This window comes from Knoellia locipacati, assembly GCF_044791685.1.
GTDB classification, from domain to species: domain Bacteria; phylum Actinomycetota; class Actinomycetes; order Actinomycetales; family Dermatophilaceae; genus Knoellia; species Knoellia locipacati_A.
On sequence record NZ_CP087730.1, the window covers coordinates 2,139,119 to 2,162,084 of the forward strand.

Consider the following 22,966-nt stretch of genomic DNA (forward strand, 5'->3'; position numbering starts at 1 on the left):
GATCGGCATCGAACGCATGAGCACCGTGTCACCCGCTGCACCCACCCTTGCCATCGTGGGCGCCACCGGCGCCGTGGGCACCGTCGTCCGAGACGTGCTGCCCATGCGCCGTCACCTCTGGGGTGACGTGCGCCTGGCCGCCGGGGCCGAGGACGTCGGTTCCGTATGCCGTGTGGCCGGCGAGGACCTGCCCGTCGAGGCCCTGACCCCCGAGTTCTTCGACGGCATCGACGTCGCCCTCGTCGACATCCCGCCGGAGATCTCCGCCGACTGGGCCGGGGTCGCGGTCGAGCGGGGTGCGGTCGTCATCGACAACAGCCCGACGTTCCGGCGCGACCCGCTGGTGCCGCTCGTCGTCCCGGAGATCAACCCCGAGGCCGTGAGTGATCGCCCCAAGGGCATCATCGCCAACCCCGGCGCGACCGTGATGACGATGATCGACGTGCTCGCGGTGCTGCACGAGCACTGGGAGCTCACCGAGCTCGTCGTCACGAGCTTCCAGGCGGCCTCCGGCCTGGGCCGGGCCGGGATGTCACGGCTGCACGACGAGATGGCGGTCGTCGGTGGGCAGCGGGACCTCGGCATGAGCCCGGGCGACGTGCGCCGGGTCATCGAGCACGAGCTCGGCCCGAGCCTGTTCGGTGGTCCGCTCGCGCTCAACATCCTGCCGTTCGCCGGCTCGCACGTCGGCGACGGCTGGAGCTCCGAGGAGTCCAAGATCCGTCAGGAGACGCGCAAGATCCTCGGGATGCCCGACCTGCGGGTCTCGGCGACCTGCGTGCGGGTGCCGGTGGTGTCCACCCACTCCGTGTCGGTCCATGCCACCTTCGCCAAGCCGATCCAGGTCGACAAGGCGCGACAGGCGCTCGTCGAGGCGCCGGCGGTCGTCGTCATGGACGACCCCGATCACGGCGACTTCCCGACGCCGGTCGACATCGTCGGCGCGGACCCGAGGTTCGTCGGTCGGATGCGCCAGGCCATCGACTTCCCCCGCACCCTCGACCTCTTCGTGTGCGGAGACAACCTGCGCAAGGGTGCGGCGCTCAACATGCTGCAGACCGCCGAGCTCGTCGCCGCCACGCTCTAGCGGGTCGGGCGCGCAGCTGCGCCCCTCTTGACTCCGTCGTGACCTCTCGGCCGGGTCCGCGACACCTTGCCCTGCGACGCTGCGGCTGCCGCCGGGAGGCGCCTCGGGGGCCGGGTCGCAAGGTGCTTGGTCTCGGTTGGGTGACGGAACGGGCGTGTTACGAATGTGACTGGTGTGACTCGTGGTGCAATTCAGCCAAGCGGTTGTGGGACTGCTGTCGGTCGAGAGGTGTGAGGAGTGGTCGTGTTCACGAACCGGAAGTCGACGCCCGAGCGCAGGTCGCTGCCGGCACGTACGGGCCGCGCCGCCCGCGACCTCGCCCGCCGCAGCCTCGGCCTCACGCGTGACACCGTGCACCGCGAGCTGCTCGAGCGTGCGCGCGTCCAGGAGGAGCTGAGCGACGAGCAGATCTGGCGTCGCTACCAGTTCCGCCACCTCGCCGCCTTCATCACCATCCCGGCAGTCATCCTCGGCACCGCAAGCATCGCCACGGCATACGGCACCGGCCTGATGTCCAGCGACCCGGCACCGCCGGCCTGCCAGCCGGTCGTCGTCGCGGCACCGCCCGCCGCGTCGTTCAGGATCAAGGTCCTCAACGCCTCGGGCCAGAACGGCGCCGCCAGCCTCGTCGCCAAGAACCTGGCCCGTCGAGGGTTCACCGTCGTGGAGGCCTCCAGTGCGCCCCGCACGCTCTACGTCAGGGCTCCGGTGCGGATCTACCACGGCCGGGCCGGACTCGACCACGCGTTGCTGGCCGCGCAGACCGTCGCCGGGGCCGAGCTCGAGTACGACGGCCGCGCCGGCACCTCGATCTCGTTCGTCCTCGGCGCCGACTTCACCACCATGCTGCCCGCCCCGCCGCCGAAGCCGCCGGCCCAGAAGTCCTACAAAGTCAACGTCTACAACGCGACGTGGCGCCCCGGCCTCGCCAAGTCCACGCTCACCGAGCTGACCGCCCGTGGGTTCAACCCGGGCAAGCAGGGCAACGACCCGGACCAGTCCTTCCTCCCGAACGACGTCGCGGTGATCCGCCACGGACCCGACGCCGACCTCGCGGCCGCCCAGGTGGCCAAGCACATCGAGGGCGCGGTCCTCAGCGAGGTCCCGCGCGACAACCTGGTCATCGACGTCGTCCTGGGCAACAAGTTCGAGCAGGTCACGCCCTGGGCCGAGGTGCCTCTCACGCCCGTTCGCAAGGACCCGCCGCCGACGGTCTCGCGTCCCTGCGACTGACCCCGGGCCGGCCGCCCGACACGGGCGGTCGACCATGAGACGTCCACGGGTCGGTCACGCCGTGACTGTGCCGCCGGTCACACTGAGAGACTGTGGCCATGGCTGTCCAGACTGTCGCCCTGCTCACCGCCGGCGGCCTCGCCCCCTGCCTCTCGTCCGCCGTCGGCGGCCTCATCGAGCGCTACACCGAGGTCGCTCCCGATGTGCGGGTCATCGCCTACCAGAACGGGTATGCCGGCCTGCTCACCGGCCGCTCGGTCGAGGTCACCCCCGAGGTGCGCGAGGGTGCGGCACTGCTTCACCGTTTCGGTGGCTCGCCGATCGGCAACAGCCGGGTCAAGCTCACCAACGTGGCCGACTGCGTCAAGCGCGGGCTCGTCCAGGAGGGGCAGGACCCCCTGCACGTGGCGGCCGAGCAGCTCACCGCCGACGGCGTCGACGTGCTGCACACGATCGGCGGTGACGACACCAACACCACGGCAGCGGACCTGGCGGCGTTCCTCGCGACGAACGACTACCCGCTCACGGTGGTCGGCCTGCCCAAGACGATCGACAACGACATCATCCCGATCCGGCAGTCCCTCGGTGCCTGGACGGCTGCCGAGCAGGGCGCCATCTTCGCGCGCAACGTCCTCGCCGAGCACTCCTCCAACCCGCGGATGCTCATCATCCACGAGGTCATGGGGCGCCACTGCGGCTGGCTCACCGCCGAGACCGCCCGCCGCCACCACGCCTGGGTGGCCGAGCAGGAGTGGCTGCCCGGCATCGGCCTCGACTCCCGTCGCTGGGACGTGCACGCGGTCTTCGTGCCCGAGTCGCACATCGACCTCGCCGGTGAGAGCGCTCGTCTCAAGGCGGTCATGGACGAGATCGGGTGCGTCAACATCTTCCTGTCCGAGGGGGCCGGGGTGAGCGAGGTCGTCGCCGAGCTCGAAGCCGCCGGACTGGAGGTTCCGGTCGACCCGTTCGGGCACGTCCAGCTCGACAAGGTCAACCCCGGCGCCTGGTTCGGCAAGCAGTTCGCCGAGCGGCTCGGTGCCGAGAAGGTCATGGTCCAGAAGTCGGGCTACTTCTCCCGGTCGGCCGCGGCCAACGACGAGGACCTCGCCCTCATCCGTCGCTGCACCGACCTCGCGGTCGACGCGGCGCTGCGCGGAGAGTCCGGCGTCATCGGGGAGGACGAGGAGCGCGGGGACGAGCTGCGCGCGATCGAGTTCCCGCGCATCGCCGGCGGCAAGGAGTTCGACGCATCGGTGCCGTGGTTCACCGAGCTGCGCGAGTCGCTCGGCCAGGTCTGACGCGATCGCGGCGCACGGCATACCCGACGTCTTTCAGCCGGGTATGCCGTGCGCGCCAGTGATTCGTGGGACCGACCTTCGCTCCTCGCGACCGGCCCACTGAGGAGGAGTCCCTCGACGCCGTGCTGATACGTCGCGGCGGCCCTCACTCGCCGACGCGCGCGGGGTGCGGCGCGCCCGAGGAGGGCGAGTCGTCGACCATCTCGTGGGTGACGCCGTAGGTCGTGCGCAGGCGCACCTCCTGCCGGTCGACGTAGGCGTCGCCGCGACGGCGACGCCAATCGACGAGCGCAGGTGAGCGGTCCATCGCCCGGTTGAGCAGGCCCAGCGGGCGGCCGAGCCCGGCGACGAGGGGCCCCACCCGGGACGGAGGCACGCCCAGGTCGTCGGCGATGTCGTCGCCCAGGAAGAGGCGCTCGAGTCCGTGGACGGTGGTCGGCGACCAGCGCCGGAAGGGGCCGAGGATGACGTCGAGCTCGGGCACGAGGAACTCGGCGTTGATCCCGCGCACGAGAGCCCTGCAGAAGTCCTCCACCGGCGGGCGGGTCATGAGGTGCAGCTCCTCGAGGGCCTCCTGGTCGGCCTGCGTCGCGGGCAGGAGCTCAGGGACGACACCGAGCAGGAGACCGAGGTAGCGCCACCGGGCGTAGTGGCCGTCGGCGATCTCGTCGGGCCGGAAGTGGACACCCACGCGGGCCAGCGCCCGGATCACGATGAGGCAGAACTCGTCGAGCGTGTAGGCGAGGTGGGCCTGGGAGATCGGCTCGCCCCAGGCGGCGAGGTCCCAGGCCGGGTCGTCACGGAGGTGGCGGCGGACGAAGGCGTGGATCATCCGGACCCGCACGGTGCGCTCGAAGCCGGGGGAGAACCGGTGCAGCCCGCCGGGTTTGGTGACGGCGCGCAGCCACGTGGCCACCTCGATGGTGCGCATCCCGGCGCTCTCGACGTAGCGGCCGGTCATCGCGAGTGGGCGCGAGGCGGTGGGGTTCGCGTAGCCCACGAGGAGCGAGGCCGCGCCGAGGACGATGCCGGTCTCGCGGCTGTAGCGCGCGAAGTCGCGGACCCCGGCGTCGATCGCGGGGATGTCGACCCACGCGGGGACGTCGTCGAGCTGCCCGAAGAGGGCGACCAGGCTGTCCGGGGCGTCGGGGACCGCGTCGATGCCCTCGGCGAGAGCCTGACGCAGCAGCCGCATGTAGCGGCCATGTCCGATGCGTCCGGCCTCGTCGGCGCAGGCGTCGGCGAGCGGGTCACCGACCCACATGCCGGCGAGGTAGGCCGAGGCGAGCGGGCCGTGCAGGGCGACTGCCTCGGCCGCGTTGCGCACGCTCGTCGGTGGGTCGGCTCGGTGGGCCATCCTTCGAGGGTAGGAGCCGCCGGACGGCCTGTCCGCACAACGACGAACCCCGCGGCCCGGACGGTCCGGCCCGCACGGTCCGGCCCGCACGTATCTCGGGGTCTTCTCGAACCTCCTTCCCGACGACACACTGGTGTCGTCGAGAGGAGCGCGCCATGAGCAACCTGTCAGCCCAGCTGCCCGACACCCCCCGCCCGGCGGCGGCCGACGCCGCGGCCGGGCCCGGGGCCGTCACGCCGCCACGGGTGCGGGCCAGCGCCTCGGTCCGGACCTACCGCTACCTCCGGCTCAGCCTCGTCGGCCTCGTCGTGCTCCTCCTCTTCTGCGTCTGGACCGAGCGGCTGGGCGGTGCCGAGGCGAACCGCCACCTCGGGTCGATCAGCGCGTACTACTACACGCCCGCCCGCAGCGTCTTCGTCGGTGCCCTCGTCGCGATCGGCATCAGCCTCGTCGCGATCGTCGGTCGGCGCGGGTTCGAGGACACTGCGCTCAACATCGCCGGGATGCTCGCACCGGTCGTCGCCATGGTCCCGACGCCGCGCGGTGCGGGTGGGGCGCCGTGCGACCCTGAGGGCCGGTGCTCGGTGCCACCGGAGTTCGTGCCGTCGGTCGTCAACAACGTCTGGGGCCTCGTGGCCCTCGGGTTCCTCGGCCTGGCGCTCGGGGGCTGGATCGTCGTCGGGCGGCGACAGTCCTCGCGTGCGACGCGCATCGGGTTCTTCCTCGCTGCCGGGGTCTGGGTGGCCTTCGTCCTCTGGTTCCGGTTCGGCCGCGACTCGTTCCTCGACGCTGCGCACTTCGGAGCGGCGGTGCCGCTCTTCGGTCTCATCACCGCGGTCGCCTACGTCAACGCACGCAAGGCCGCGGCCCGGCGCGACGGGGTGCCCGGGCACGAGCCGACCCGGGAGGCGAAGTCGTACCGCGCGGTCTACGGCGTCGTCGCCGGCGTCATGGCCGCGACGTTCGCGGTCGCCATCGTGCTCGCGGTCATCGACCAGTTCCTCGGGGGCGGGACCCCCACCGAGTGGGTGCTGTGGGTCGAGGTCGTGCTGCTCGTGGCCTTCGCCGCCTTCTGGGTGACCCAGACGCTCGACTACTGGGCCGACGGGCTGCCGGAGGAGGCCGCTGCGACGACCTGAGGCCCTGCCCGCCCCTCTGGCGCCTTCACCGGGTTCGCCGCACGTCCAGCTCGCCGACCGACGATGATGGGACGCGCGCACGAACGCCGGGCAACCAGAGGAGCGGGATGAGTTCGCAGGACGAGGCGACCGGCGACGGCGTGAGGTGGATCGGCTCCGCCTGGCACACGCGGTGGCTCGAGGCCGAGACCGACCGGCTGCTGGAGTTCGGCCGTGGCTCCCGCCTCGACTCCGGGGGCTTCGCCCGGCAGGGCGACGACGGAGTGCCGCAGGACGGCTCACACGAGCTGTGGCTCACGTGCCGGATGACGCACGTCCACTCGCTCGGGCACCTCATGGGACGCCCCGGCTGCGGCGCCCTGGCCGACCACGGACTCTCCGCCATCACGTCGATCTTCGCGGACCCCGAGCATGGTGGATGGTTCGCCGAGGTCGGTCGCGACGGAGTGCCGGTGACGACGTCCAAGGCGGCCTATCCCCACGCGTTCGTCATCCTCGCCTCGTCGAGTGCCACCGCTGCCGGGCGCCCGGGCGCCGCCGACCTGCTCGCCTCCGCGCTCCGGGTCAGCGAGGAGCACTTCTGGGACGACGGGGCGGGGATGGTCGTCGAGGAGTGGGACCGGTCGTTCGCGACCCTGGACGCCTACAGGGGCGTCAACGCCAACATGCACAGCGTCGAGGCCTACCTCGCGGCTGCCGACGTCACCGGCCAGCGGATCTGGCTCGACCGTGCGGTCCGGATCCTCGAGCGGGTCGTGCACGGTTTTGCCCGTGACTGGTCGTGGCGCCTGCCCGAGCACTTCGACGAGGGGTGGAACGCCCTTCCCGACTACAACAGGGACCGGCCCGCCGACCCCTTCCGCCCCTACGGTGCGACGATCGGGCACTGGTTCGAGTGGGCGCGCCTGACGCTGCACGCCCGGGCCGCCCTCGAGGCGCTCGGTGACCAGCCGGCTGCGTGGATGCTCGACGACCCCAAGGGCCTCTTCGACGCCGGCGTGCGCGAGGGGTGGAGTGTCGACGGATCGCCGGGATTCGTCTACACCGTCGACTGGGAGGGGCGCCCGGTCGTGCGCGAGCGGATGCACTGGGTCGCCGCCGAGGCGATCGGAGCGGCGGCTGCGCTGCACCACGCGACGGGCGAAACGGCATACGACCGCTGGTACCGCACCTGGTGGGACTACGTCGACGAGGACGTCATCGACCGCGTCAACGGCTCGTGGTGGCACGAGCTCGCGCCCGACGGCTCGGTGTCGCGGACGACGTGGGACACCAAGGCCGACCTCTACCACGCGGTGCAGGCGACCGTCATTCCGCGGCTGCCGCTGACGCCGTCGCTGGCCACGGCCCTGCGGGAGTCACAGGGGGCCTGAGGCCCACCAGGAGAGGCCCTTCGCTCTGATGAGCAAAAGGCCTCTGACCTGCGGTTCTACTGGTCGGGGTGACAGGATTTGAACCTGCGACCTCTTCGTCCCGAACGAAGCGCGCTACCAAGCTGCGCCACACCCCGTGGCACGTCACGTCCTCGTGGAGGAAGCGACACCAGAGGATAGCCGACGCTCGCCCGCCTCCCGAAATCGGCTCCCGAACCCGGGCCCGGGACCCCCGAGTCGTCAGCGCGACACCAGCGTCAGCAGCGTCGCCTCGGGGCGGCACGCGAACCGGACCGGCGCGTACGGCGAGGTCCCGAGACCTGCCGAGACGTGCAGGTATGCCGTCTGCTCCGGTTGCGTGGGCACGTTGCCTCCCGCTCCGGGCCACCAGCGCGAGAGCCCCTTGGCCCGGCGCGTGTCGAGGTCGCAGTTGGTCACGAGCGCGCCGTAGAACGGCACCGCCAGCTGGCCGCCGTGGGTGTGCCCGGCGAGGATGAGCCCGGCGCCGTCGGCCGTCATCGCGTCGAGCACGCGCTGGTAGGGCGCGTGCACGAGACCCATCGTCAGCGCGACGTCGTCGGCAGCGGGACCGGACACGACGGCATACCGGTCCCTCTCGATGTGCGGGTCGTCGACACCGACGAGCTCGACGCGGTGGGGCCCGATCTCGACCGTCGTCCGGACGTTGTCGAGGTCCGCCCAACCACCCGCCGAGAGCCCGTCGACGAGCTCGTCCACCGGCAGGTCGATCCGGTCGTCCTTGGGTGGGCGGGCGTAGTTGCGGGTGAGGTAGCGCGCCGGGTTCTTGGGCACCGGACCGAACCGGTCGTTGGAGCCGAGGACGAACGCGCCGGGGAAGTCCATGAGCGGCTCCATGGCCCGCAGGAGCGGCGGGACGGCATGGAGGTGCGCCAGGTTGTCGCCCGAGTTGACGACGAAGTCCGGTGCCAGAGAGGCGAGTCCGCGGACCCACTCGATCTTGCGACGTTGGTTCGGCATGAGGTGCAGGTCGCTCACCTGGAGCACCCGGACGGGCTCCGAGCCCGGCGGCAGCACCGGCACCGTGGCCTCGCGGAGGGCGAACCAGTTGCGCTCGACGAGGCCGGCGTAGGCGACCCCGGCGACCCCTGTCGCCGCCACTCCGGCCAGCGCGGTCAGGGCGGTCCTGGTCGGGGAGGTCATCGCCCCAGTATCCCGGTTGACCCCGGGTGCGAGACTGGGGGCATGACCGACACGACCCTCAAGGGCACCCTCCGCAGTGACCTGCACGACGCGATCCGCAGCCAGGACAAGGTCCGCTCCGGCACGCTGCGCATGACCCTCACGGCCATCACCAACGCCGAGGTGGCCGGTGACGAGGCCAAGGAGCTCACCGACGACGAGGTTCTCAAGGTCATCGCCAAGGAGGCCAAGAAGCGCAAGGAGGCGTCCGCGGCATACGTGCAGGCGGAGCGTCCCGAGCTCGCCGCGACCGAGGACGCCGAGCTGGCCGTCCTCGAGACCTACCTCCCCCAGCAGCTCGACGACGCGGAGCTCGAGCGCATCGTCCGTGCCGCCGTCGAGTCCACGGGCGCGAGCGGGATGGCGCAGATGGGGCAGGTCATGAAGGCTGCGCAGGGCGAGATCGCCGGCCGCGCCGACGGTGGCCGGGTGGCCGCGATCGTCAAGCGGGTGCTCGCGGGCTGAGTCGAGGGCTGGCGCGCCACGCCCCGGGAACGACCTGACCCCGCCGGATTCCGGCGGGGTCAGTCGTCGTTCGCGTGCTCAGCGGCTCAGGGCCGTTTCGGGGGCTTGGTGGGTTTGGTGTTGGGCTGCGGTCCCACGGTCGGCTCCGAGGGTTGGGGCACGATCGTCTGCCGTGGCTGGGGCGCCCTGGAGGCGGTCTCGGAGGTGGTGTAGCCGCGGGAGATGAACAGGGTGATCGTGGCGCCCTTCGCAGCGCGGGCGGCGGGGCTCGTCTTGGCCACGCGGCCCTCGCGGATCGAGCTGTCGACCCGGCTCCCGATCTTGGCCCTGAAGCCGGCGGCCCCGAGCTTCCCCATGGCCGTGTCGACGCTGTCCCCGACGACGTCGGGGATCGGCACGTAGTTGCCGTTGAGCACGGCTGACGACGGGGCGGTGAAATTGACGACCGGCAGACCTGCCGAGGCGGCCTTCATCACCTGGGCCCAGACCGGCGCGGCGATGGTGCCACCGAACACGCTCTTCTTGCAGCCGTACTCGTTGAAGCACTTGCCGTTGAGGGTCATGAGCTGGCCGTTGGGCCGCGCCACCTTGACGTTGCCGATCCACACCGACGCCGCACGCTGCGGGGTGTAGCCGACGAACCACGACTGGTTGTGGTTGTTGGTCGTCCCCGTCTTGCCGGCCGCCGGGCGCTCGGCGACGTCCCAGACGCCCTCTGCGGTGCCCCGGCTGTCCTTGAGCGGACCCACGAGGAGCTGGTTGACGCCGTCGGCGACGTCGGGTCGGATGACCTGCTTGCACGTCGTGGGCGGCACCTTGATGACCTTGCCGTTCGACGTCGTGATCGACGCGATCGGGGTGGGCTCGCAGTACTTGCCGCGGGCGGCCAGCGTGGCGTAGGACGACGCGATGGTCATCGGCGTCATCGTGCCGGCGCCCAGTGTGATCGAGGCGACCGAGTCGTAGATCGGCTTGCCGTCACCCTGGTGGACACCCATGCGGTTCATGACGTCGTGGACCTTCTTGCACCCGAGGTCGATGACGAGCTGGCCGAACGCGGTGTTGATGGACTCGGCGGTGGCCTTGGCCAGCGGCATCACCCCGCCACTGCGGTAGTCGTTCTCGACCGACCAGTCCTTGTCGGAGTTGCACCGGCCCTTCATCTCGGCCCGGGTGAACGAGTGCGGGTCGTCCGGGGAGGCCGAGGGCGCGTCGATCGTGCCGTCGAGCGGCATCCCCGACTCGAGGGCCGCGACGAGGGCGTACATCTTGGCCGTGGAGCCGAACTGGTAGCCGTACTGGCTGCCGCCGTAGCGCTGGTCGACGTTGAGGTTGAGCTGGCTCGCACCGAAGTCCGTGGACTGGGCCATCGCGAGGATCTTGCCGGTGCCCGGCTCGACGACGGTCGAGGCCGCCCCGAGGTTGCTCTTGTTGCCGACCGGGACGGCGTCGGTCAGCGCGCGCATCGTCGCCGCCTGGAGTTTGGTGTCGAGCGTGGTCGTGATCGTGAGCCCGCCCTGGTTGATGTTCTTGAGGCGCTCGGCCGGCGTCTTGCCCAGGACCGCCATCTGCGGCGACTTCTGGAGGTACTCCATCATGTAGGCGCAGAAGAACGGCTGGCTCGAGCGCTGGCAGACACCCTTGGGCGGCTTGCGGTTGCCGAGCATGGCGGCCACGGGCTGCTTCTTGGCCGCGGCGACGTTGGTGGCGGTGGCCATGCCGAGGAACTGCATCCGGTCGAGGACGGCGTTGCGCCGCGCCTGCGACTGCTTGGGGTTGATGACCGGGTTGTACTTCGTCGGCTGTTGGACGATGCCGGCGAGGAGGGCGGACTGGCCGAGGGTGAGCTTGGCGGCTGGGACGCCGAAGTAGTTCTGGGCAGCGGCCTCGACGCCGTAGGCCTGGTCGCCGTAGTAGACGAGGTTGAGGTAGCCCGCGAGGATCTGCTCCTTGGTGAAGTTGCGCTCCACGTCGAGGGCGTACTTGAGCTCCTGCAGCTTGCGCGTGTAGGTCTTGGCGACAGCGGCCTCAGCGGCTTCCTTGTCGTCCCGGCGCAGGGCGTTCTCCTGGAGGGTGATCTTGACGTACTGCTGGGTGATGGTCGAGGCACCCTGGACGTCACCGCTGGAGAAGTTCGACACCATGGCGCGGGTGAAGCCGCGGACGTCGAGGCCCCCGTGCTCGTAGAAGCGGGAGTCCTCGATGGCGATCTGCGCCTTCTGCATCCACGGCGAGATCTTGGCCAGCGGGACGATGATCCGGTTCTCGTCGTAGGGGTTGGCGATGAGCTTGCGGTCGGCGCTGAGGATCTTGGACTGCTGCGCCAGCGGCGACACGGCGAACTCGCTGGGCAGGTCGTTGAACGCCTTGACGCTGCTCGTCGTGGCGCTCCCGCCGGCCCCGATCGCGGGGATGGCGATACCGGCCATGAGCAGCCCCATGAGGGCGCTCAGGACGACGAGCCCCAGCAGCAGGCGGAGCACGTGGGGCAGGTTTTGGGCACGACCTTCCATGCCAGCAGGGTAACGCGGCAACATGTGGCCCCCCGTCACGCAGCGCCGCGCGGCGAACGTGCCGGCCAGGCAGGGAAGTACCTAGGAAGTGACTAGTTAGTATGAGCCATATAACTAGTCCCCTAAATCGTCATGGTGCCACTTGCCCCTACTGCCTAGTTTTCGGGTAGCGCCATTCGGGAGGGAATGGCCTAGCCAAGGGAAAATCGCATGACGATCACTTCAGCTCCTGCCATTGCTTCAACCAGCTCGTCCGACTGGTCCACCCGCGGCACCTGCGTGGGCACCGACCCCGATGCACTCTTCGTCCAGGGGAAGGAGCAGCGCACGGCCAAGATCGTGTGCCGCGGCTGCCCCGTTGCCCTCGACTGCCTCGCCGATGCTCTCGACAACCGCACCGAGTTCGGCGTCTGGGGAGGGATGACGGAGCGCGAGCGCCGCGCCCTGCTCCGCCGCCACCCGGAGGTCCGCTCCTGGCGTGACGTCCTCAACAAGACCCTGGGTCGTCCGCACAGCTGACGATTCCTCGTATGCCGGGTCGGTGCCTTCGTGGACCGGCCCGGTTTTCGTCTGTTCTGGGCCTGCTGCCGGGCCGGATGTCGGCCCAGGCGTCAGCCGGCGAGCAGCGCGCCGATCTCACGCAGCCCGTCGAGGTCGTGGACGTCGGTGGCCGAGGCGGCCACCGTGGACACCTTGACGTGCGGGTGCGAGGCGGCGAAGCGCGAGACGAACGCGTGCTGGCGGGCGGTCGTCGAGGCGAGGTCGACGTGCAGGGACAGCAGCCCTGCCGTGACGGAGTCTCCCTGGCCTGCCTCGGTGAGCTGGGCGAGGCCGTCCTCGGCGCGTGACGCCGACAGGGCACTGGCACCGAGCGACTGGAGACGGTTGACGACGACGCCCGCGAGCGGCATACGTTCCTGTCCGAGGCGGTCCACGAAGAAGGCGGCTTCGCGCAGCGCATCGCGGTCGGGCGAGGCGATGACGACGAAGGCCGTGGTGTCCTCCTTGAGGAGGGCGTAGGTGACGTCCGCCCGCTCGCGGAACCCGCCGAACATCGTGTCGAGGGCGGCGACGAAGGTCTGCACGTCCTGGAGCATCTGCCCGCCGAGGACCCGGCTCAGGGTGCGCTGGGCGAGGTCGACCCCGACGCTGAACACCTTGAGGTAGGCACGCCCACCGGCCTTGGCCGGCGCCATGAGCAGCCGGACGAACCGGCCGTCGAGGAAGGAGCCGAGCCGCTTCGGTGCGTCGAGGAAGTCGAGGGCCGAGCGTGACGGGGGAGTGTCGACGACGATGAGGTCCCAGGTGCCGTCGCGCTCGGCCTGGGTGCGGAGCTGGCCGAGCTTCTCCATCGCCATGTACTCCTGCGTGCCCGCGAAGGAGCTGGAGACTGCTTGGTAGAAGGGGTTCTCGAGGATCTGCGCGGCCTTGGCCGGGGTGGAGTGCGCCTCGACGACCTCGTCGAAGGTCCGCTTCATGTCGAGCATCATCGCGTCGAGCGAGCCGCCCCCGGACAGGTCGACGCCGGCGACCGGGCGGGGAGTGTTGTCGAGCTCGCTGAGGCCGAGGGACTGGGCCAGGCGGCGGGCCGGGTCGATGGTGAGGACGACGACCTTGCGACCGGCCTCGGCGGCACGGATGCCGAGCGCGGCTGCCGTCGTCGTCTTGCCGACGCCACCGCTGCCGCAGCAGACGATGATGCCGACGCCGGGGTCGGCGAGCAGCCCGTCGACGTCGAGGCTCGGCGGGGTCGTGGGGGTGCGGGCGGGCATCAGGCGACTCCCTGCGCGAGGAGCTCGTCGGTCAGGACGGCGACGCCGCCGTCCTCGATCCCGTCGGCGAGGGCCGGCAGCTCGATCACGGGTGGCCCCGCGTCCGCGATCTCCCGCGCCATCTCGGCCTGGAGGTCGAGGCGGAGCGTGTGGTCGCGACCCTCCTGGATGAGGCCCTTGACCATGGGACCGGTCGGCCGGAGGCCCGCCGTCGTGAGCTCGGCCCGCAGCAGCTCGTCGAGGGCGTCGTCGGCGGAGCCGTGGAGCACGTCCAGGTTGGCGTCGGTCAGCCGCGGCTCGCGGATCTGGTTGACGACGATCGCCCCGATGTGGAGCCCCACGTCGGCGAGGTCCCGCAGGCCGTCGATGCTCTCCTGCACCGGCATCTCCTCGAGGAGGGTCACCATGTGCACGAGCGTGCGGGGGTCGTGCAGCATCCGGGTGATCGAGTCCGCCTGCGACTTGATCGGGCCCATGCGGGCGACGTCGGCGACACCGGCGTTGACGTTGAGGAACCGGACCGCGCGACCGGTCGGCGGGGCGTCCAGCACGACGGCGTCGTAGTGCAGCCGGCCGCCCTTGTGCCCGCGACCGCCCTCGGGTCGGCCCGCCGCCTCGTAGACCTTGCCGATGAGGAGCACGTCGCGCACACCCGGGGCAATGGTCGTGGCGAAGTCGATGGCGCCGACCTTCTCCAGGGCCGAGCCCGCCCGCCCGAGCTTGTAGAACATCTGGAGGTACTCGAGCAGCGCCGCCTTGGCGTCGACCGACAGCCCCCAGAGCTCGCCGCCGCTGGGGTGGGCCACGAGGCGGACCTCCTCGGTGCCGAGCGGCGCGACGTCGAACGTCTGCGAGAGGCCCTGCCGTCCCTCGACCTCGACGACCAGGACTCGCTTGCCCGTGCTGGCCAGAGCGAGCGCGAGGGCCGACGCGACGGTCGTCTTGCCGACACCGCCCTTGCCGGTGACGATGTGCAGCCGGGCGTCGGAGAGCTCCGCGAGGGTGGATGAGGGCACGGTGCCACCCTAAGGGGGGCCGCACTAGGGTGGGCACCATGCAGAAGTGGGAGTACGCAACGGTGCCGCTGATGATCCATGCGACGAAGCAGATCCTCGACAACTGGGGCGAGGACGGCTGGGAGCTCGTGCAGGTCGTCGCCGGGCCTGACGGCAATGGCCTCGTGGCCTACTTCAAGCGTCCGAAGGGAGCCTGACCATGGGTGCAGTCGAGGACCGCCTCGCCGAGCTCGGACTCACGGTGCCGGAGGTGGCTGCTCCGGTGGCGGTCTACGTCCCCGCCCTCCAGGACGGCTCGCGGGTGTTCACCTCGGGCCAGCTGCCGATGGTGTCCGGCCAGCTCGCCGAGACCGGCAAGGTCGGTTCCGGTGAGGGGTTCGTGTCGCCCGAGCGCGCCAAGGAGCTCGCGCAGCTCTGCGCCCTCAACGCCATCGCCGCGGTGAAGTCGGTCGTGGGTGACCTCGACAAGGTCGAGCGGGTCGTCAAGGTCGTCGGCTTCGTCGCCTCCGACCCGGCCTTCACCGGCCAGCCCGGCGTCATCAACGGCGCCAGCGAGCTGCTCGGCCACGCCTTCGGTGACCGCGGCGTCCACGCCCGCTCGGCCGTCGGTGTCGCGGTGCTCCCCCTCGACGCCCCCGTCGAGGTCGAGATCATCGTCCACGTCGCCGACTGACTCTTTACTTTTCTTCGTATGCCGTGGCGCGAGTTCGCTGCCCCGCGCTCCGACGCGTGGGTCGCCAACGCGCGGGCCTGGCTCGCCGCACCGGGTGAGCCGCTCGTTCCCCGGGGTGCGGCCACGGTCCTCGTCGTCCGGGACACCGCCAACGGTCCGGCGGTGTTCGTCCAGCGTCGGGTGTCCACGATGGCGTTCGCGCCGTCGATGTACGTCTTCCCCGGTGGGGGTGTCGACGCCGAGGATGTCGCGGCCGAGCTCGGCGCCGAGGCGGTCGAGGCTGTGGCCGAGGTCATGGGAGTCGAGGTCGCCGAGGCGGGGCCGCTGCTCGCCGCCGCCGTTCGCGAGGTCGAGGAGGAGTGCGGACTCCGGCTGTCCGTGACCGACCTCGTCCCGCGTGCCCACTGGATCACGCCGCCCTTCGAGAAGCGGCGCTACGACACGTGGTTCTTCGCCGCAGCGCTGCCTGCCGGCCAGTCCGCCGCCGGAGCGTCGACCGAGACCGACCACGACGCGTGGGTGCTCCCGCGAAGTCTCCTCACGGCATACGCCGAAGGCCACGCCGTGATGCTGCCGCCCACCGTGGTCATGCTCGAGCAGCTGGCCGAGTTCGCCTCGGTGGACGAGTTCCTCGCCGACCGGCCGGTCCTCACGGCCGTGTCGCCCCAGCTCGTCGACCTCGGCGACCGCCTCGTCATGCGCTCCGACATCCCCTGACCCGGCCGGTGGGCGCACGGACATGCAGTGCCTCGGCCCGGGCGTGACGTCGCGCGGGCAGCGCGCCGCGGCGAGGGCAACCCGAGTCGCCACTGCATGTCCGCAGGCCCACCTGTGGATATCCCACCTGCCGATCTCGAGGACTTCGGCAGGCTGACGCCATGTCCGTGGCACTGACGCTGACCCGCCTGGGTGGGTGCGCCACGACCAAGGAGCTGCGCCGGCACCACTCTCGCCGGGCCATCGCCAAGGCGCGTGGCGATGGCCATGTGGTCGCTGTGGGCAGGGGGCGGCTGACCCTGCCCACCACCGGCGAGCACCGGCGAGCGGCGCATGCGCGGACTGCCGTGCAGTCCCACCTCAGCGCGGCCCTGCACCACGGGTGGAAGGTCAAGACGGTCCCAGACCTCCCACACCTCACCTTCCCGAGGAACAGACGGCTCAGGGCGTCGCGGGGTGACGGCGTCGTCCCGCACTGGGCGGATCTGTCGACCGTGGAGGTGGCGGAGGGCGTGACATCACCGGTGCGCACGGTGCTCGACTGTGCCCGTACCCTGCCGTTCGACGAGGCACTCGCCGTGGCGGACTCGGCGTTGCGTTCCGGCGCGGTGCACGGGGACGACCTCGTGCGGGCTGCGTCGGGCCTGCGCGGTGTGGGGTCGGCGGCGGCGCGGAAGGTGGCTGCCTACGCCGACGGTCGTGCCGCCAATCCCTTGGAGTCGGTGCTCCGGGCCCTCGCGATCGAGGTGGGCCTGGACCTCACGCCGCAACTCGAGGTGGCCGATCCTGGGCTCTACGCCAGGGTCGACCTCGGCAGCGAGGAGCTGCGCCTCATCGTCGAGGCCGAGGGATACGAATCCCATGGCACCCGCAAGGGGTTGCGGCGCGACTGTCAGCGCCATTCGCTGTTCGCGATCTGGGCGTGGAGCTCGCTGCGCTTCGCCTACGAGGACGTCATGTTCGACCAGGAGTGGACGCGCTGGGTCCTGAGTTCCTGGCTCATCGCACGTCGTGGTGGGACTCCGGCGTCGCCACCGAGCCGGTTCCGTGCGGTGGCCTGAGCCGACGGACATGCAGTGCCGGCGACTGACCGGCCTCCCTCACTGGCTTCTCGCTTGGCCGCTCGCGACCGACCCGCACGTCCCGGCGCACTGCATGTCCGGAGGGTCACAGGTGGCAGGGTGGGGGAATGAGTGAGCAGGCGTGGGCTGGTGGGCAGGTCACGGCGCGGGCGCACTGCGTCCTCGCACCCAACCCCGGCCCGATGACGCTCGACGGCACCAACACCTGGGTCCTGCTCGAGCCCGGCGGCACCGACGCGATGGTCATCGATCCCGGGCCCTTGGACGAGGCCCACCTCCAGCGGGTATGCCGGGTGGTCGCCGATGCGGGTGCCCGCGTCACCGAGACCGTCCTGACCCACGGTCACCTCGACCACTCGGAGGCCGCCCCGCGCTTCGCCCAGATCACCGGCAGCCGCATCCGAGCGGTCGGCCGCGGCCACGACGACCTCGCCGACGGCGACGTCATCACCGCCGGGGCGCTCGAGATCCGCGTCGTCGCCACACCGGGACACACGAGCGACTCGGTGTCCTTCGCGCTCGCCGCCGACCACGCCCTCCTCACCGGGGACACCGTCCTCGGCCGGGGCACCACGGTGGTCGCGCACCCGGATGGTGAGCTCGCGGCATACCTGCGGTCCCTCGAGACCATCGCCGACCTGACGGGCAACGGAGAGGTGACCCGGATCCTCCCCGGCCACGGTCCACTGGTGCCCGACGCCAGCGCCATGGTCGCGTTCTACCGGACGCACCGGCAGGAGCGGCTGGAGCAGGTGCGTCAGGCCCTGCTCGACGGAGCGGCGGCCGAGGCCGATCCGGTGGAGGGCGTCCTCACGCGGGTCTATGCGGACGTGCCGCGTGAGGTGTGGCCAGCGGCGCGGATGAGCATCCGCGCGCAGCTCGACTACCTCGGCGTGCGCTGAGGGTCAGCGCGCTCGGCGCTGGAGCCGCTCCATGTCCTGGACGAGCACGGCGCGCGCCTCGAGCTTGAGCCAACCCCGGGTCGCGAAGTCGGCGAGCGCCTTGTTGACCGTCTCGCGGGAGGCGCCGACGAGCTGCGCGAGCTCCTCCTGGGTGAGGTCGTGGCTCACCATGACGCCACCCTCGACCGGGCGCCCGAAGCGGTCGGACAGGTCGATGAGGGCCTTGGCGACACGGCCGGGGACGTCGGTGAAGACGAGGTCGGCGAGCGACTCGTTGGTGCGGCGCAGGCGGCGGGCCAGTGCGGCGAGCAGCGTCGTGGCGACGCCGGGCCGCTCGCCGAGGAACGTCTTGAGCTGGTCGTGGGTCAGCCCGACGATCTGCGTCTCGGCGACGGCGGTCGCGGTGGCCGTGCGGGGCCCCGGGTCGAAGAGGCTGAGCTCACCGAACATCTCGCCCGGACCAAGGATGGCGAGGAGGTTCTCGCGGCCGTCGGCGGAGGAGCGGCCGAGCTTGATCTTGCCCTCGCCGATGACGTAGAGCCGGTCACCCGGGTCGCCCTCGTGGAAGAGCACGTCGCCGCGCTCCATGTGCTGGGCCGTCATGGACGTGATGAGGCTCTCGGCCGTCTCGTCGTCGAGAGCCGCGAACAGCGGGGCTTTGCGCACGATGTCGTGATCCACGGGGCACAGTGTGCCACGTCGTCGCTCGCCCGGGCGGGCGACGACGCGTCCCGTCACGGTCAGTCCTCAGCCGTAGTCTGGCGTGCGTGCCTGCCTCCACCGCTGCGTATGCCGCAGAGTCACCTGTCGCTCGAACGCGCCGGGCCCGCAAGATCTACCGTGCGCTCGCCGACCGCTACCCCTACGCGCACGCCGAGCTCGACTTCGAGACGCCGCTCCAGCTGCTCGTGGCGACCGTGCTGTCGGCCCAGACCACCGATGTCACCGTCAACAAGGTCACGCCGATCCTGTTCTCCCGCTGGCCGACCGCCGAGGCCCTCGCGGCCGCCGACCGCGCCGAGATGGAGGAGGTGCTCAAGCCCACCGGGTTCTTCCGTGCGAAGACCAACTCGGTCATCACGCTGAGCCAGGCCCTCGTCGAGCGGTTCGGTGGCGAGGTGCCGGCTCGCCTCAAGGACCTCGTCACCCTGCCGGGGGTGGGACGCAAGACCGCCAACGTCGTCCTGGGCAACGCCTTCGACGTGCCCGGGATCACGGTCGACACGCACTTCGGGCGGCTCGTCCGCCGGTTCGGCTGGACCGAGGAGACCGACCCGGTCAAGGTCGAGCACGAGATCGGAGCGCTCTTCCCGCGCAAGGACTGGGTCATGCTCAGCCACGTCCTGATCTTCCACGGCCGACGCACGTGTCACGCCCGCAAACCGGCGTGCGGCGCGTGCCCAGTGGCGCGGTGGTGCCCGTCCTACGGCGAGGGCGAGACCGACCCGGTCAAGGCCCTCGCGCTTCTCAAGTACGAGCTGGCCCCCGGCGCGGTCCTGCCGGACCCGCCGCCCGGACCCCTCCCCGGCGAGCGGGTCGAGGAGTCCGCGTGAGCGCTCCTCGCCCGACGTGGATGGAGCGTGTGCTCGAGTCGATCGAGGGCGATCGGCCCGAGGCGTTCACGACCTTCGCGCCGCCCGACGAGGTCGACCGTCGGTCGGCGGTGCTCATGCTCTTCGGGCCGAGCGACGACGGGGGCGCCGACGTCGTGCTCACGGCCCGGTCGCGGATGCTCAGGGCGCACCCGGGCCAGGTCTCCTTCCCCGGAGGGCGGGTGGACCCGACGGACGCCGGACCGGTCGAGGCCGCCCTGCGTGAGGCCCACGAGGAGGTGGGGGTCGTGCCGGAGAGCGTCGATGTGGTCAGCGCGATGCCCGAGCTGTTCCTCACCCCGAGCGGCAACGCCGTCACCCCGGTGCTCGGGTGGTGGCCGTCACCGGGTCCGGTGAGCGTCGTCGACCCCGCAGAGGTCGAGCGGGTGGAGCGGGTGCCGCTGTCCGAGCTGCTCGACCCGGCGCGACGCTTCACGGTGGCGCACCCGTCGGGCTACCGCGGGCCGGGCTTCGAGGCCGGTGGCCTGTTCGTGTGGGGGTTCACGGCGCTGCTGCTCGGCGCGGTGTTCGACCTCGCCGGGCTGGGTGAGCCGTGGGACCCGAAGGTCGAGCGACCCATCCCCGAGCACGTGCTCTCGGACTGGATGCGCAACCGCGGCTGAGCGCAACGTCCGGCACGGCGACGGCATACCCACCACAGTGGCGGACGCAAGCGCGGGGTGAGGCGCAACGTCCGTCACGGTGACGGCATACCCACCACAGTGGCGGACGCAAGCGCCAAGAATCAGGACTTGAGGGTGGCGATCGTCTGCTGGGCCTCGGCGATGGCGCGGCTCGGCGCGGGCTTGGCGTTCTCGAGCGCCTTCTTGCCGAGCAGGCCGAGCACGGCGGCGACGATGAAGAGCACCAGGGTCGTGATGCCGTAGCCCGCCCACACCGGCAACCACACGGCGATGACGCGGGCGAGGGTGTGGAAGAGGAAGATCAGCCCGAGGAGCCCGACGAAGGCGGCGCCTCCGAGCAGCCCGACGCCCTTGCCCATGACCTTGGCCCCGGAGGAGACCTCGGCCTTGGCCAGGGCGATCTCGCTGCGGACGATGCCCTGCACGTCGTGGGTGGCGTCGGCGACGAGCTGGCCGATGGTCCGCTCGGGTCCGGTTCCGGTTGTCATGCTGCTCACCTTCGCAGGTCGGGAGGGTTTCGGTGCGACTGGACCCGACCTTACCCAGTGGAGACCGACCTACTCGGGTCCGTCCTCACCCGAGCGTCGTGCGAACACGTCAGGAACCCCGTCGCCGTCGTCGTCGACCGCGTCCTCGAGGGCGATCCGCCGGTGGACGGCGTTGCGCCGACGCAGGACGACCGAGGCCAGGAACGCCGCGATGAGCGACCCGGCGATGACCGCGACCTTGGCGTGCTCATCGCGCTCGGAGCCGGCGCCGAAGGCCAGCTCGCCGACGAGCAGCGAGACGGTGAAGCCGACACCGGTGAGCAGCGCGAGGCCGACCACGTCGCTCCACGCCAGGTCGTCGTCGAGCCGCGCCCGGGTGAACCGCGCGAGCAGGTAGGTGCTGCCGAGCACGCCCACGAGCTTGCCGACGACGAGGCCCACGACGATCCCGATGGCCACCGGATCGCTGAGGGTCGCGCCGATACCACCACCGATGACCGTGACCCCGGAGGCGAAGAACGCGAACACCGGCACGGCGAAGCCGGCAGAAAGAGGCCGCAGCCGGTGCTCGAGCCGCTGCGCGACGTCGACCTCGGCGGCCAGGGTCGAGATCGACGGGACGCGCTCGCGTGCCTTGACCGGGACGACCAGGCCGAGCAGCACCCCGGCCACGGTCGCGTGGACGCCCGACGCGTGGACCAGCGCCCACGTCGCGAAGGCCAGCGGCACGAGGAGCCACCACACGACGATGCGGCGCTGCACGAGGAACGCGAACGCCGCCAGCGGCACCAGGGCCAGCAGCAGGGGCACGACCTCGAGGCCCTGCGTGTAGAAGATCGCGATGATCGTGATGGCGATGAGGTCATCGACGACCGCGAGGGTCAGGAGGAAGGAGCGCAGCCCGGACGGCAGGTGCGACCCGATGACGGCGAGCACCGCCAGCGCGAACGCGATGTCGGTCGCCGTCGGGATCGCCCAGCCCCGCAGGGCGTCCCCGTCGTCCCCCATCACGAGCACTGTCGCGGTGAAGAGGATCGCCGGCACCGCGACGCCGGCCGCCGCGGCCAGTACCGGTACCGCGGCCTTTGCCGGGGTGCGCAGGTCCCCGACGAGGAACTCACGCTTGAGCTCGAGCCCGGCCACGAAGAAGAAGAGAGCGAGCAGCCCGTCGGCTGCCCAGTGGCCGAGCGTCAGGTCCAGGTGCCAGGGCTCGTAGCCGACGGAGAGGTCCCGCAGGTCGGCATACGCCTCTCGCCAGGGGGAGTTCGCCCAGACGAGAGCGGCGAGCGCAGCGACCAGGAGGATCGCCCCGCCGACGGTCTCGGTGCGCAGCGCCTTCGTGACGACCTGGGCCTCGGTCCAGGTCGGTCGCCGGAAGAGCCGGTCGCGTGCGGTGGGGGAGATCATGGGGCCTTTCGGGGTCGGCGGCATCGTTGCCGACCAGACTTCCCGGCGCACCTGACGTCGATTCTATCGGTCACAGCGCACCCCTCGCTCCGCCGAACAGTCCGTGAACAGACGGCCGTATGCCGTGTCCGCGCCATCCGGCCGTCACCTCACCTCGCGAGCATGGGTGGCATGGGCTACCCCTCGCACGTCGGCCCGCTCGCCATCGCCCACCGCGGCGGCGGCGGGCTCGCACCCGAGAACACGATGGCGGCCTTCGCGCGCTCGACCGCGCTCGGGATCCGCTACCTCGAGACCGACGTGCGGCTCACGAGCGACGGTCAGCTCGCCTGCTTCCACGACGAGACCCTCGACCGCGTGACCGTGGCGCGAGGCCCGGTGCGTCACCGGACCATGGCCGAGCTGCGGCGGCTCGGCACCGGCGGTGAGCCCATCGTCACGCTGTCCGAGGCGCTCGAGGCCTTCCCCGACTCCCGGTTCACGGTCGACCTCAAGGAGGCAGCTGCCATCGAGCCGCTCGCCCGCGTGCTGGCCCGTCCCTCGGTCGGCGAGCGCGTCTGCGTGGCCGGAGCCTGGGACGGCTGGCTTCGGCGCCTGCGCGAGCTGGTGCCGCACACCCACACCGCGCTCGGCTGGCGGTCGCTGACCACCCTGATCTCCTGCGCCCGCGCCGGAGCCTCCGCGCCGCGCTGGGTCCGAACAGCGGACTTCGCGCACGTCCCGTTGGTTCTGGGTCGGGTGCCGGTGTTCGTGGACCGCCTCGTCGGCACGGCGCACGCACACGGCATACGGGTCATCGTCTGGACCGTCGACGAGCCGGCCCTCATGGACCGGCTGCTCGACGCGGGGGTCGACGGCATCATCACCGACCGCCCTGACCTGTTGCGCGAGACCTACGTGCGGCGGGGCATCTGGGAGCCGTTCCCGGCGCTCACGACCGCACCCGTTCGGCGACGAGCAGGCTGACGGCATACCCGCGACTGATTG

23 protein-coding genes and 1 tRNA gene are annotated in these 22,966 nt (G+C 71.2%); 15 read left to right on the plus strand and 9 right to left on the minus strand.

The window, feature by feature from the left end; translation table 11 throughout:
- The first annotated feature begins 16 nt into the window (after positions 1–16).
- The 3 genes from LL946_RS09890 to LL946_RS09900 all read left to right on the plus strand — a co-directional run bounded on the left by LL946_RS09890 (position 17) and on the right by LL946_RS09900 (position 3,618).
- A complete protein-coding gene (locus LL946_RS09890) occupies positions 17–1,087 on the plus strand; it encodes an aspartate-semialdehyde dehydrogenase (RefSeq protein WP_404380164.1) in 1,071 nt (356 codons plus the stop codon).
- A gap of 243 nt (positions 1,088–1,330) precedes the next feature.
- Positions 1,331–2,320: a LytR C-terminal domain-containing protein gene (locus LL946_RS09895; RefSeq protein ID WP_404380166.1), complete on the plus strand. Its 990-nt coding sequence runs from the start codon at positions 1,331–1,333 to the stop codon at positions 2,318–2,320.
- A gap of 98 nt (positions 2,321–2,418) precedes the next feature.
- Entirely contained in the window at positions 2,419–3,618 is a 1,200-nt protein-coding gene (locus LL946_RS09900; RefSeq protein WP_404380168.1) for a pyrophosphate--fructose-6-phosphate 1-phosphotransferase, read from the plus strand.
- Positions 3,619–3,763: 145 nt separating this feature from the next.
- On the opposite strand, the gene LL946_RS09905 is transcribed toward LL946_RS09900, so the two are convergent.
- Complete coding sequence (locus tag LL946_RS09905) at positions 3,764–4,975, minus strand: oxygenase MpaB family protein (RefSeq protein ID WP_404380170.1); 1,212 nt, start codon at positions 4,973–4,975, stop codon at positions 3,764–3,766.
- A gap of 155 nt (positions 4,976–5,130) precedes the next feature.
- Here LL946_RS09905 and LL946_RS09910 point away from each other — a divergent pair, with 155 nt between their 5' ends.
- Positions 5,131–6,114: a hypothetical protein gene (locus LL946_RS09910; RefSeq protein WP_404380172.1), complete on the plus strand. Its 984-nt coding sequence runs from the start codon at positions 5,131–5,133 to the stop codon at positions 6,112–6,114.
- Positions 6,115–6,221: 107 nt separating this feature from the next.
- The gene (locus LL946_RS09915; RefSeq protein WP_404380174.1) at positions 6,222–7,487 is read left to right on the plus strand and encodes an AGE family epimerase/isomerase; all 1,266 of its coding nucleotides are present in this window, start codon (positions 6,222–6,224) and stop codon (positions 7,485–7,487) included.
- A 60-nt stretch (positions 7,488–7,547) separates the two neighbouring features.
- On the opposite strand, the gene LL946_RS09920 is transcribed toward LL946_RS09915, so the two are convergent.
- Both LL946_RS09920 and LL946_RS09925 read right to left on the minus strand, forming a co-directional pair.
- A tRNA-Pro gene (locus LL946_RS09920) sits at positions 7,548–7,624 on the minus strand.
- A gap of 103 nt (positions 7,625–7,727) precedes the next feature.
- Positions 7,728–8,669 (minus strand): metallophosphoesterase, encoded by a 942-nt coding sequence (locus LL946_RS09925; protein ID WP_404380176.1) that lies wholly within the window; start codon positions 8,667–8,669, stop codon positions 7,728–7,730.
- A gap of 42 nt (positions 8,670–8,711) precedes the next feature.
- Between LL946_RS09925 and LL946_RS09930 the strand changes: the two genes are divergently transcribed.
- Entirely contained in the window at positions 8,712–9,173 is a 462-nt protein-coding gene (locus tag LL946_RS09930) for a GatB/YqeY domain-containing protein (RefSeq protein ID WP_404380178.1), read from the plus strand.
- 86 nt (positions 9,174–9,259) lie between these two features.
- Here the strand turns inward: LL946_RS09930 and LL946_RS09935 are convergent, their stop codons facing one another.
- The gene (locus tag LL946_RS09935; protein WP_404380180.1) at positions 9,260–11,686 is read right to left on the minus strand and encodes a transglycosylase domain-containing protein; all 2,427 of its coding nucleotides are present in this window, start codon (positions 11,684–11,686) and stop codon (positions 9,260–9,262) included.
- A 210-nt stretch (positions 11,687–11,896) separates the two neighbouring features.
- Between LL946_RS09935 and LL946_RS09940 the strand changes: the two genes are divergently transcribed.
- Positions 11,897–12,205, plus strand: coding sequence for a WhiB family transcriptional regulator (locus tag LL946_RS09940; protein WP_404380182.1), 309 nt, complete (start codon positions 11,897–11,899; stop codon positions 12,203–12,205).
- A gap of 92 nt (positions 12,206–12,297) precedes the next feature.
- Here the strand turns inward: LL946_RS09940 and LL946_RS09945 are convergent, their stop codons facing one another.
- Positions 12,298–13,458, minus strand: coding sequence for an ArsA family ATPase (locus tag LL946_RS09945; RefSeq protein ID WP_404380184.1), 1,161 nt, complete (start codon positions 13,456–13,458; stop codon positions 12,298–12,300).
- Positions 13,458–14,474, minus strand: coding sequence for an ArsA-related P-loop ATPase (locus tag LL946_RS09950; protein WP_404380186.1), 1,017 nt, complete (start codon positions 14,472–14,474; stop codon positions 13,458–13,460). The genes LL946_RS09945 and LL946_RS09950 overlap by 1 nt, the downstream gene beginning before the upstream one ends.
- A gap of 38 nt (positions 14,475–14,512) precedes the next feature.
- On the opposite strand from LL946_RS09950, the gene LL946_RS09955 reads away from it, so the two are divergent.
- From LL946_RS09955 to LL946_RS09975, 5 genes are all read left to right on the plus strand, one after another.
- On the plus strand, positions 14,513–14,671 hold the full coding sequence (locus LL946_RS09955; protein ID WP_156969677.1) for a DUF4177 domain-containing protein: 159 nt from the start codon (positions 14,513–14,515) through the stop codon (positions 14,669–14,671).
- A gap of 2 nt (positions 14,672–14,673) precedes the next feature.
- A complete protein-coding gene (locus tag LL946_RS09960; RefSeq protein ID WP_404380188.1) occupies positions 14,674–15,147 on the plus strand; it encodes a RidA family protein in 474 nt (157 codons plus the stop codon).
- An 18-nt stretch (positions 15,148–15,165) separates the two neighbouring features.
- Positions 15,166–15,864 carry an NUDIX hydrolase gene (locus LL946_RS09965; protein ID WP_404380190.1) on the plus strand — a complete coding sequence of 233 codons (699 nt, stop codon included), beginning with the start codon at positions 15,166–15,168 and terminating at the stop codon, positions 15,862–15,864.
- A 161-nt stretch (positions 15,865–16,025) separates the two neighbouring features.
- Positions 16,026–16,925 carry a hypothetical protein gene (locus LL946_RS09970; RefSeq protein WP_404380192.1) on the plus strand — a complete coding sequence of 300 codons (900 nt, stop codon included), beginning with the start codon at positions 16,026–16,028 and terminating at the stop codon, positions 16,923–16,925.
- Positions 16,926–17,053: 128 nt separating this feature from the next.
- Positions 17,054–17,848, plus strand: coding sequence for an MBL fold metallo-hydrolase (locus LL946_RS09975; protein ID WP_404380194.1), 795 nt, complete (start codon positions 17,054–17,056; stop codon positions 17,846–17,848).
- 3 nt (positions 17,849–17,851) lie between these two features.
- Here the strand turns inward: LL946_RS09975 and LL946_RS09980 are convergent, their stop codons facing one another.
- A complete protein-coding gene (locus LL946_RS09980; RefSeq protein WP_404380196.1) occupies positions 17,852–18,529 on the minus strand; it encodes a Crp/Fnr family transcriptional regulator in 678 nt (225 codons plus the stop codon).
- 86 nt (positions 18,530–18,615) lie between these two features.
- On the opposite strand from LL946_RS09980, the gene nth reads away from it, so the two are divergent.
- Together nth and LL946_RS09990 are read left to right on the plus strand one after the other, a co-directional pair.
- Entirely contained in the window at positions 18,616–19,401 is a 786-nt protein-coding gene (gene nth, locus LL946_RS09985; protein WP_404380198.1) for an endonuclease III, read from the plus strand.
- A complete protein-coding gene (locus LL946_RS09990; protein ID WP_404380200.1) occupies positions 19,398–20,063 on the plus strand; it encodes an NUDIX hydrolase in 666 nt (221 codons plus the stop codon). Before nth ends, LL946_RS09990 begins: the two co-directional genes overlap by 4 nt.
- Positions 20,064–20,185: 122 nt before the next feature.
- Here LL946_RS09990 and LL946_RS09995 read toward each other — a convergent pair whose 3' ends face one another.
- Both LL946_RS09995 and nhaA read right to left on the minus strand, forming a co-directional pair.
- The gene (locus LL946_RS09995; RefSeq protein WP_404380202.1) at positions 20,186–20,572 is read right to left on the minus strand and encodes a phage holin family protein; all 387 of its coding nucleotides are present in this window, start codon (positions 20,570–20,572) and stop codon (positions 20,186–20,188) included.
- Between the two features lie 69 nt (positions 20,573–20,641).
- Positions 20,642–21,979 carry a Na+/H+ antiporter NhaA gene (gene nhaA / locus LL946_RS10000; RefSeq protein ID WP_404380204.1) on the minus strand — a complete coding sequence of 446 codons (1,338 nt, stop codon included), beginning with the start codon at positions 21,977–21,979 and terminating at the stop codon, positions 20,642–20,644.
- 171 nt (positions 21,980–22,150) lie between these two features.
- Here nhaA and LL946_RS10005 point away from each other — a divergent pair, with 171 nt between their 5' ends.
- Entirely contained in the window at positions 22,151–22,945 is a 795-nt protein-coding gene (locus LL946_RS10005) for a glycerophosphodiester phosphodiesterase family protein (RefSeq protein WP_404380206.1), read from the plus strand.
- Positions 22,946–22,966: the final 21 nt, after the last annotated feature.

What these genes read in the sequence shown, in the direction of transcription:
- LL946_RS09890 (WP_404380164.1), top strand. Translation starts at nt 17, where the DNA reads ATGAGCACCGTGTCACCCGCTGCACCCACCCTTGCCATCGTGGGCGCC.
- LL946_RS09900 (WP_404380168.1), top strand. Translation starts at nt 2,419, where the DNA reads ATGGCTGTCCAGACTGTCGCCCTGCTCACCGCCGGCGGCCTCGCCCCC.
- LL946_RS09905 (WP_404380170.1), bottom strand. Translation starts at nt 4,975, where the DNA reads ATGGCCCACCGAGCCGACCCACCGACGAGCGTGCGCAACGCGGCCGAG.
- LL946_RS09910 (WP_404380172.1), top strand. Translation starts at nt 5,131, where the DNA reads ATGAGCAACCTGTCAGCCCAGCTGCCCGACACCCCCCGCCCGGCGGCG.
- LL946_RS09915 (WP_404380174.1), top strand. Translation starts at nt 6,222, where the DNA reads ATGAGTTCGCAGGACGAGGCGACCGGCGACGGCGTGAGGTGGATCGGC.
- LL946_RS09925 (WP_404380176.1), bottom strand. Translation starts at nt 8,669, where the DNA reads ATGACCTCCCCGACCAGGACCGCCCTGACCGCGCTGGCCGGAGTGGCG.
- LL946_RS09930 (WP_404380178.1), top strand. Translation starts at nt 8,712, where the DNA reads ATGACCGACACGACCCTCAAGGGCACCCTCCGCAGTGACCTGCACGAC.
- LL946_RS09935 (WP_404380180.1), bottom strand. Translation starts at nt 11,686, where the DNA reads ATGGAAGGTCGTGCCCAAAACCTGCCCCACGTGCTCCGCCTGCTGCTG.
- LL946_RS09940 (WP_404380182.1), top strand. Translation starts at nt 11,897, where the DNA reads ATGACGATCACTTCAGCTCCTGCCATTGCTTCAACCAGCTCGTCCGAC.
- LL946_RS09945 (WP_404380184.1), bottom strand. Translation starts at nt 13,458, where the DNA reads ATGCCCGCCCGCACCCCCACGACCCCGCCGAGCCTCGACGTCGACGGG.
- LL946_RS09955 (WP_156969677.1), top strand. Translation starts at nt 14,513, where the DNA reads ATGCAGAAGTGGGAGTACGCAACGGTGCCGCTGATGATCCATGCGACG.
- LL946_RS09960 (WP_404380188.1), top strand. Translation starts at nt 14,674, where the DNA reads ATGGGTGCAGTCGAGGACCGCCTCGCCGAGCTCGGACTCACGGTGCCG.
- LL946_RS09965 (WP_404380190.1), top strand. Translation starts at nt 15,166, where the DNA reads ATGCCGTGGCGCGAGTTCGCTGCCCCGCGCTCCGACGCGTGGGTCGCC.
- LL946_RS09970 (WP_404380192.1), top strand. Translation starts at nt 16,026, where the DNA reads ATGTCCGTGGCACTGACGCTGACCCGCCTGGGTGGGTGCGCCACGACC.
- LL946_RS09975 (WP_404380194.1), top strand. Translation starts at nt 17,054, where the DNA reads ATGAGTGAGCAGGCGTGGGCTGGTGGGCAGGTCACGGCGCGGGCGCAC.
- LL946_RS09995 (WP_404380202.1), bottom strand. Translation starts at nt 20,572, where the DNA reads ATGACAACCGGAACCGGACCCGAGCGGACCATCGGCCAGCTCGTCGCC.
- nhaA (WP_404380204.1), bottom strand. Translation starts at nt 21,979, where the DNA reads ATGATCTCCCCCACCGCACGCGACCGGCTCTTCCGGCGACCGACCTGG.
- LL946_RS10005 (WP_404380206.1), top strand. Translation starts at nt 22,151, where the DNA reads ATGGGCTACCCCTCGCACGTCGGCCCGCTCGCCATCGCCCACCGCGGC.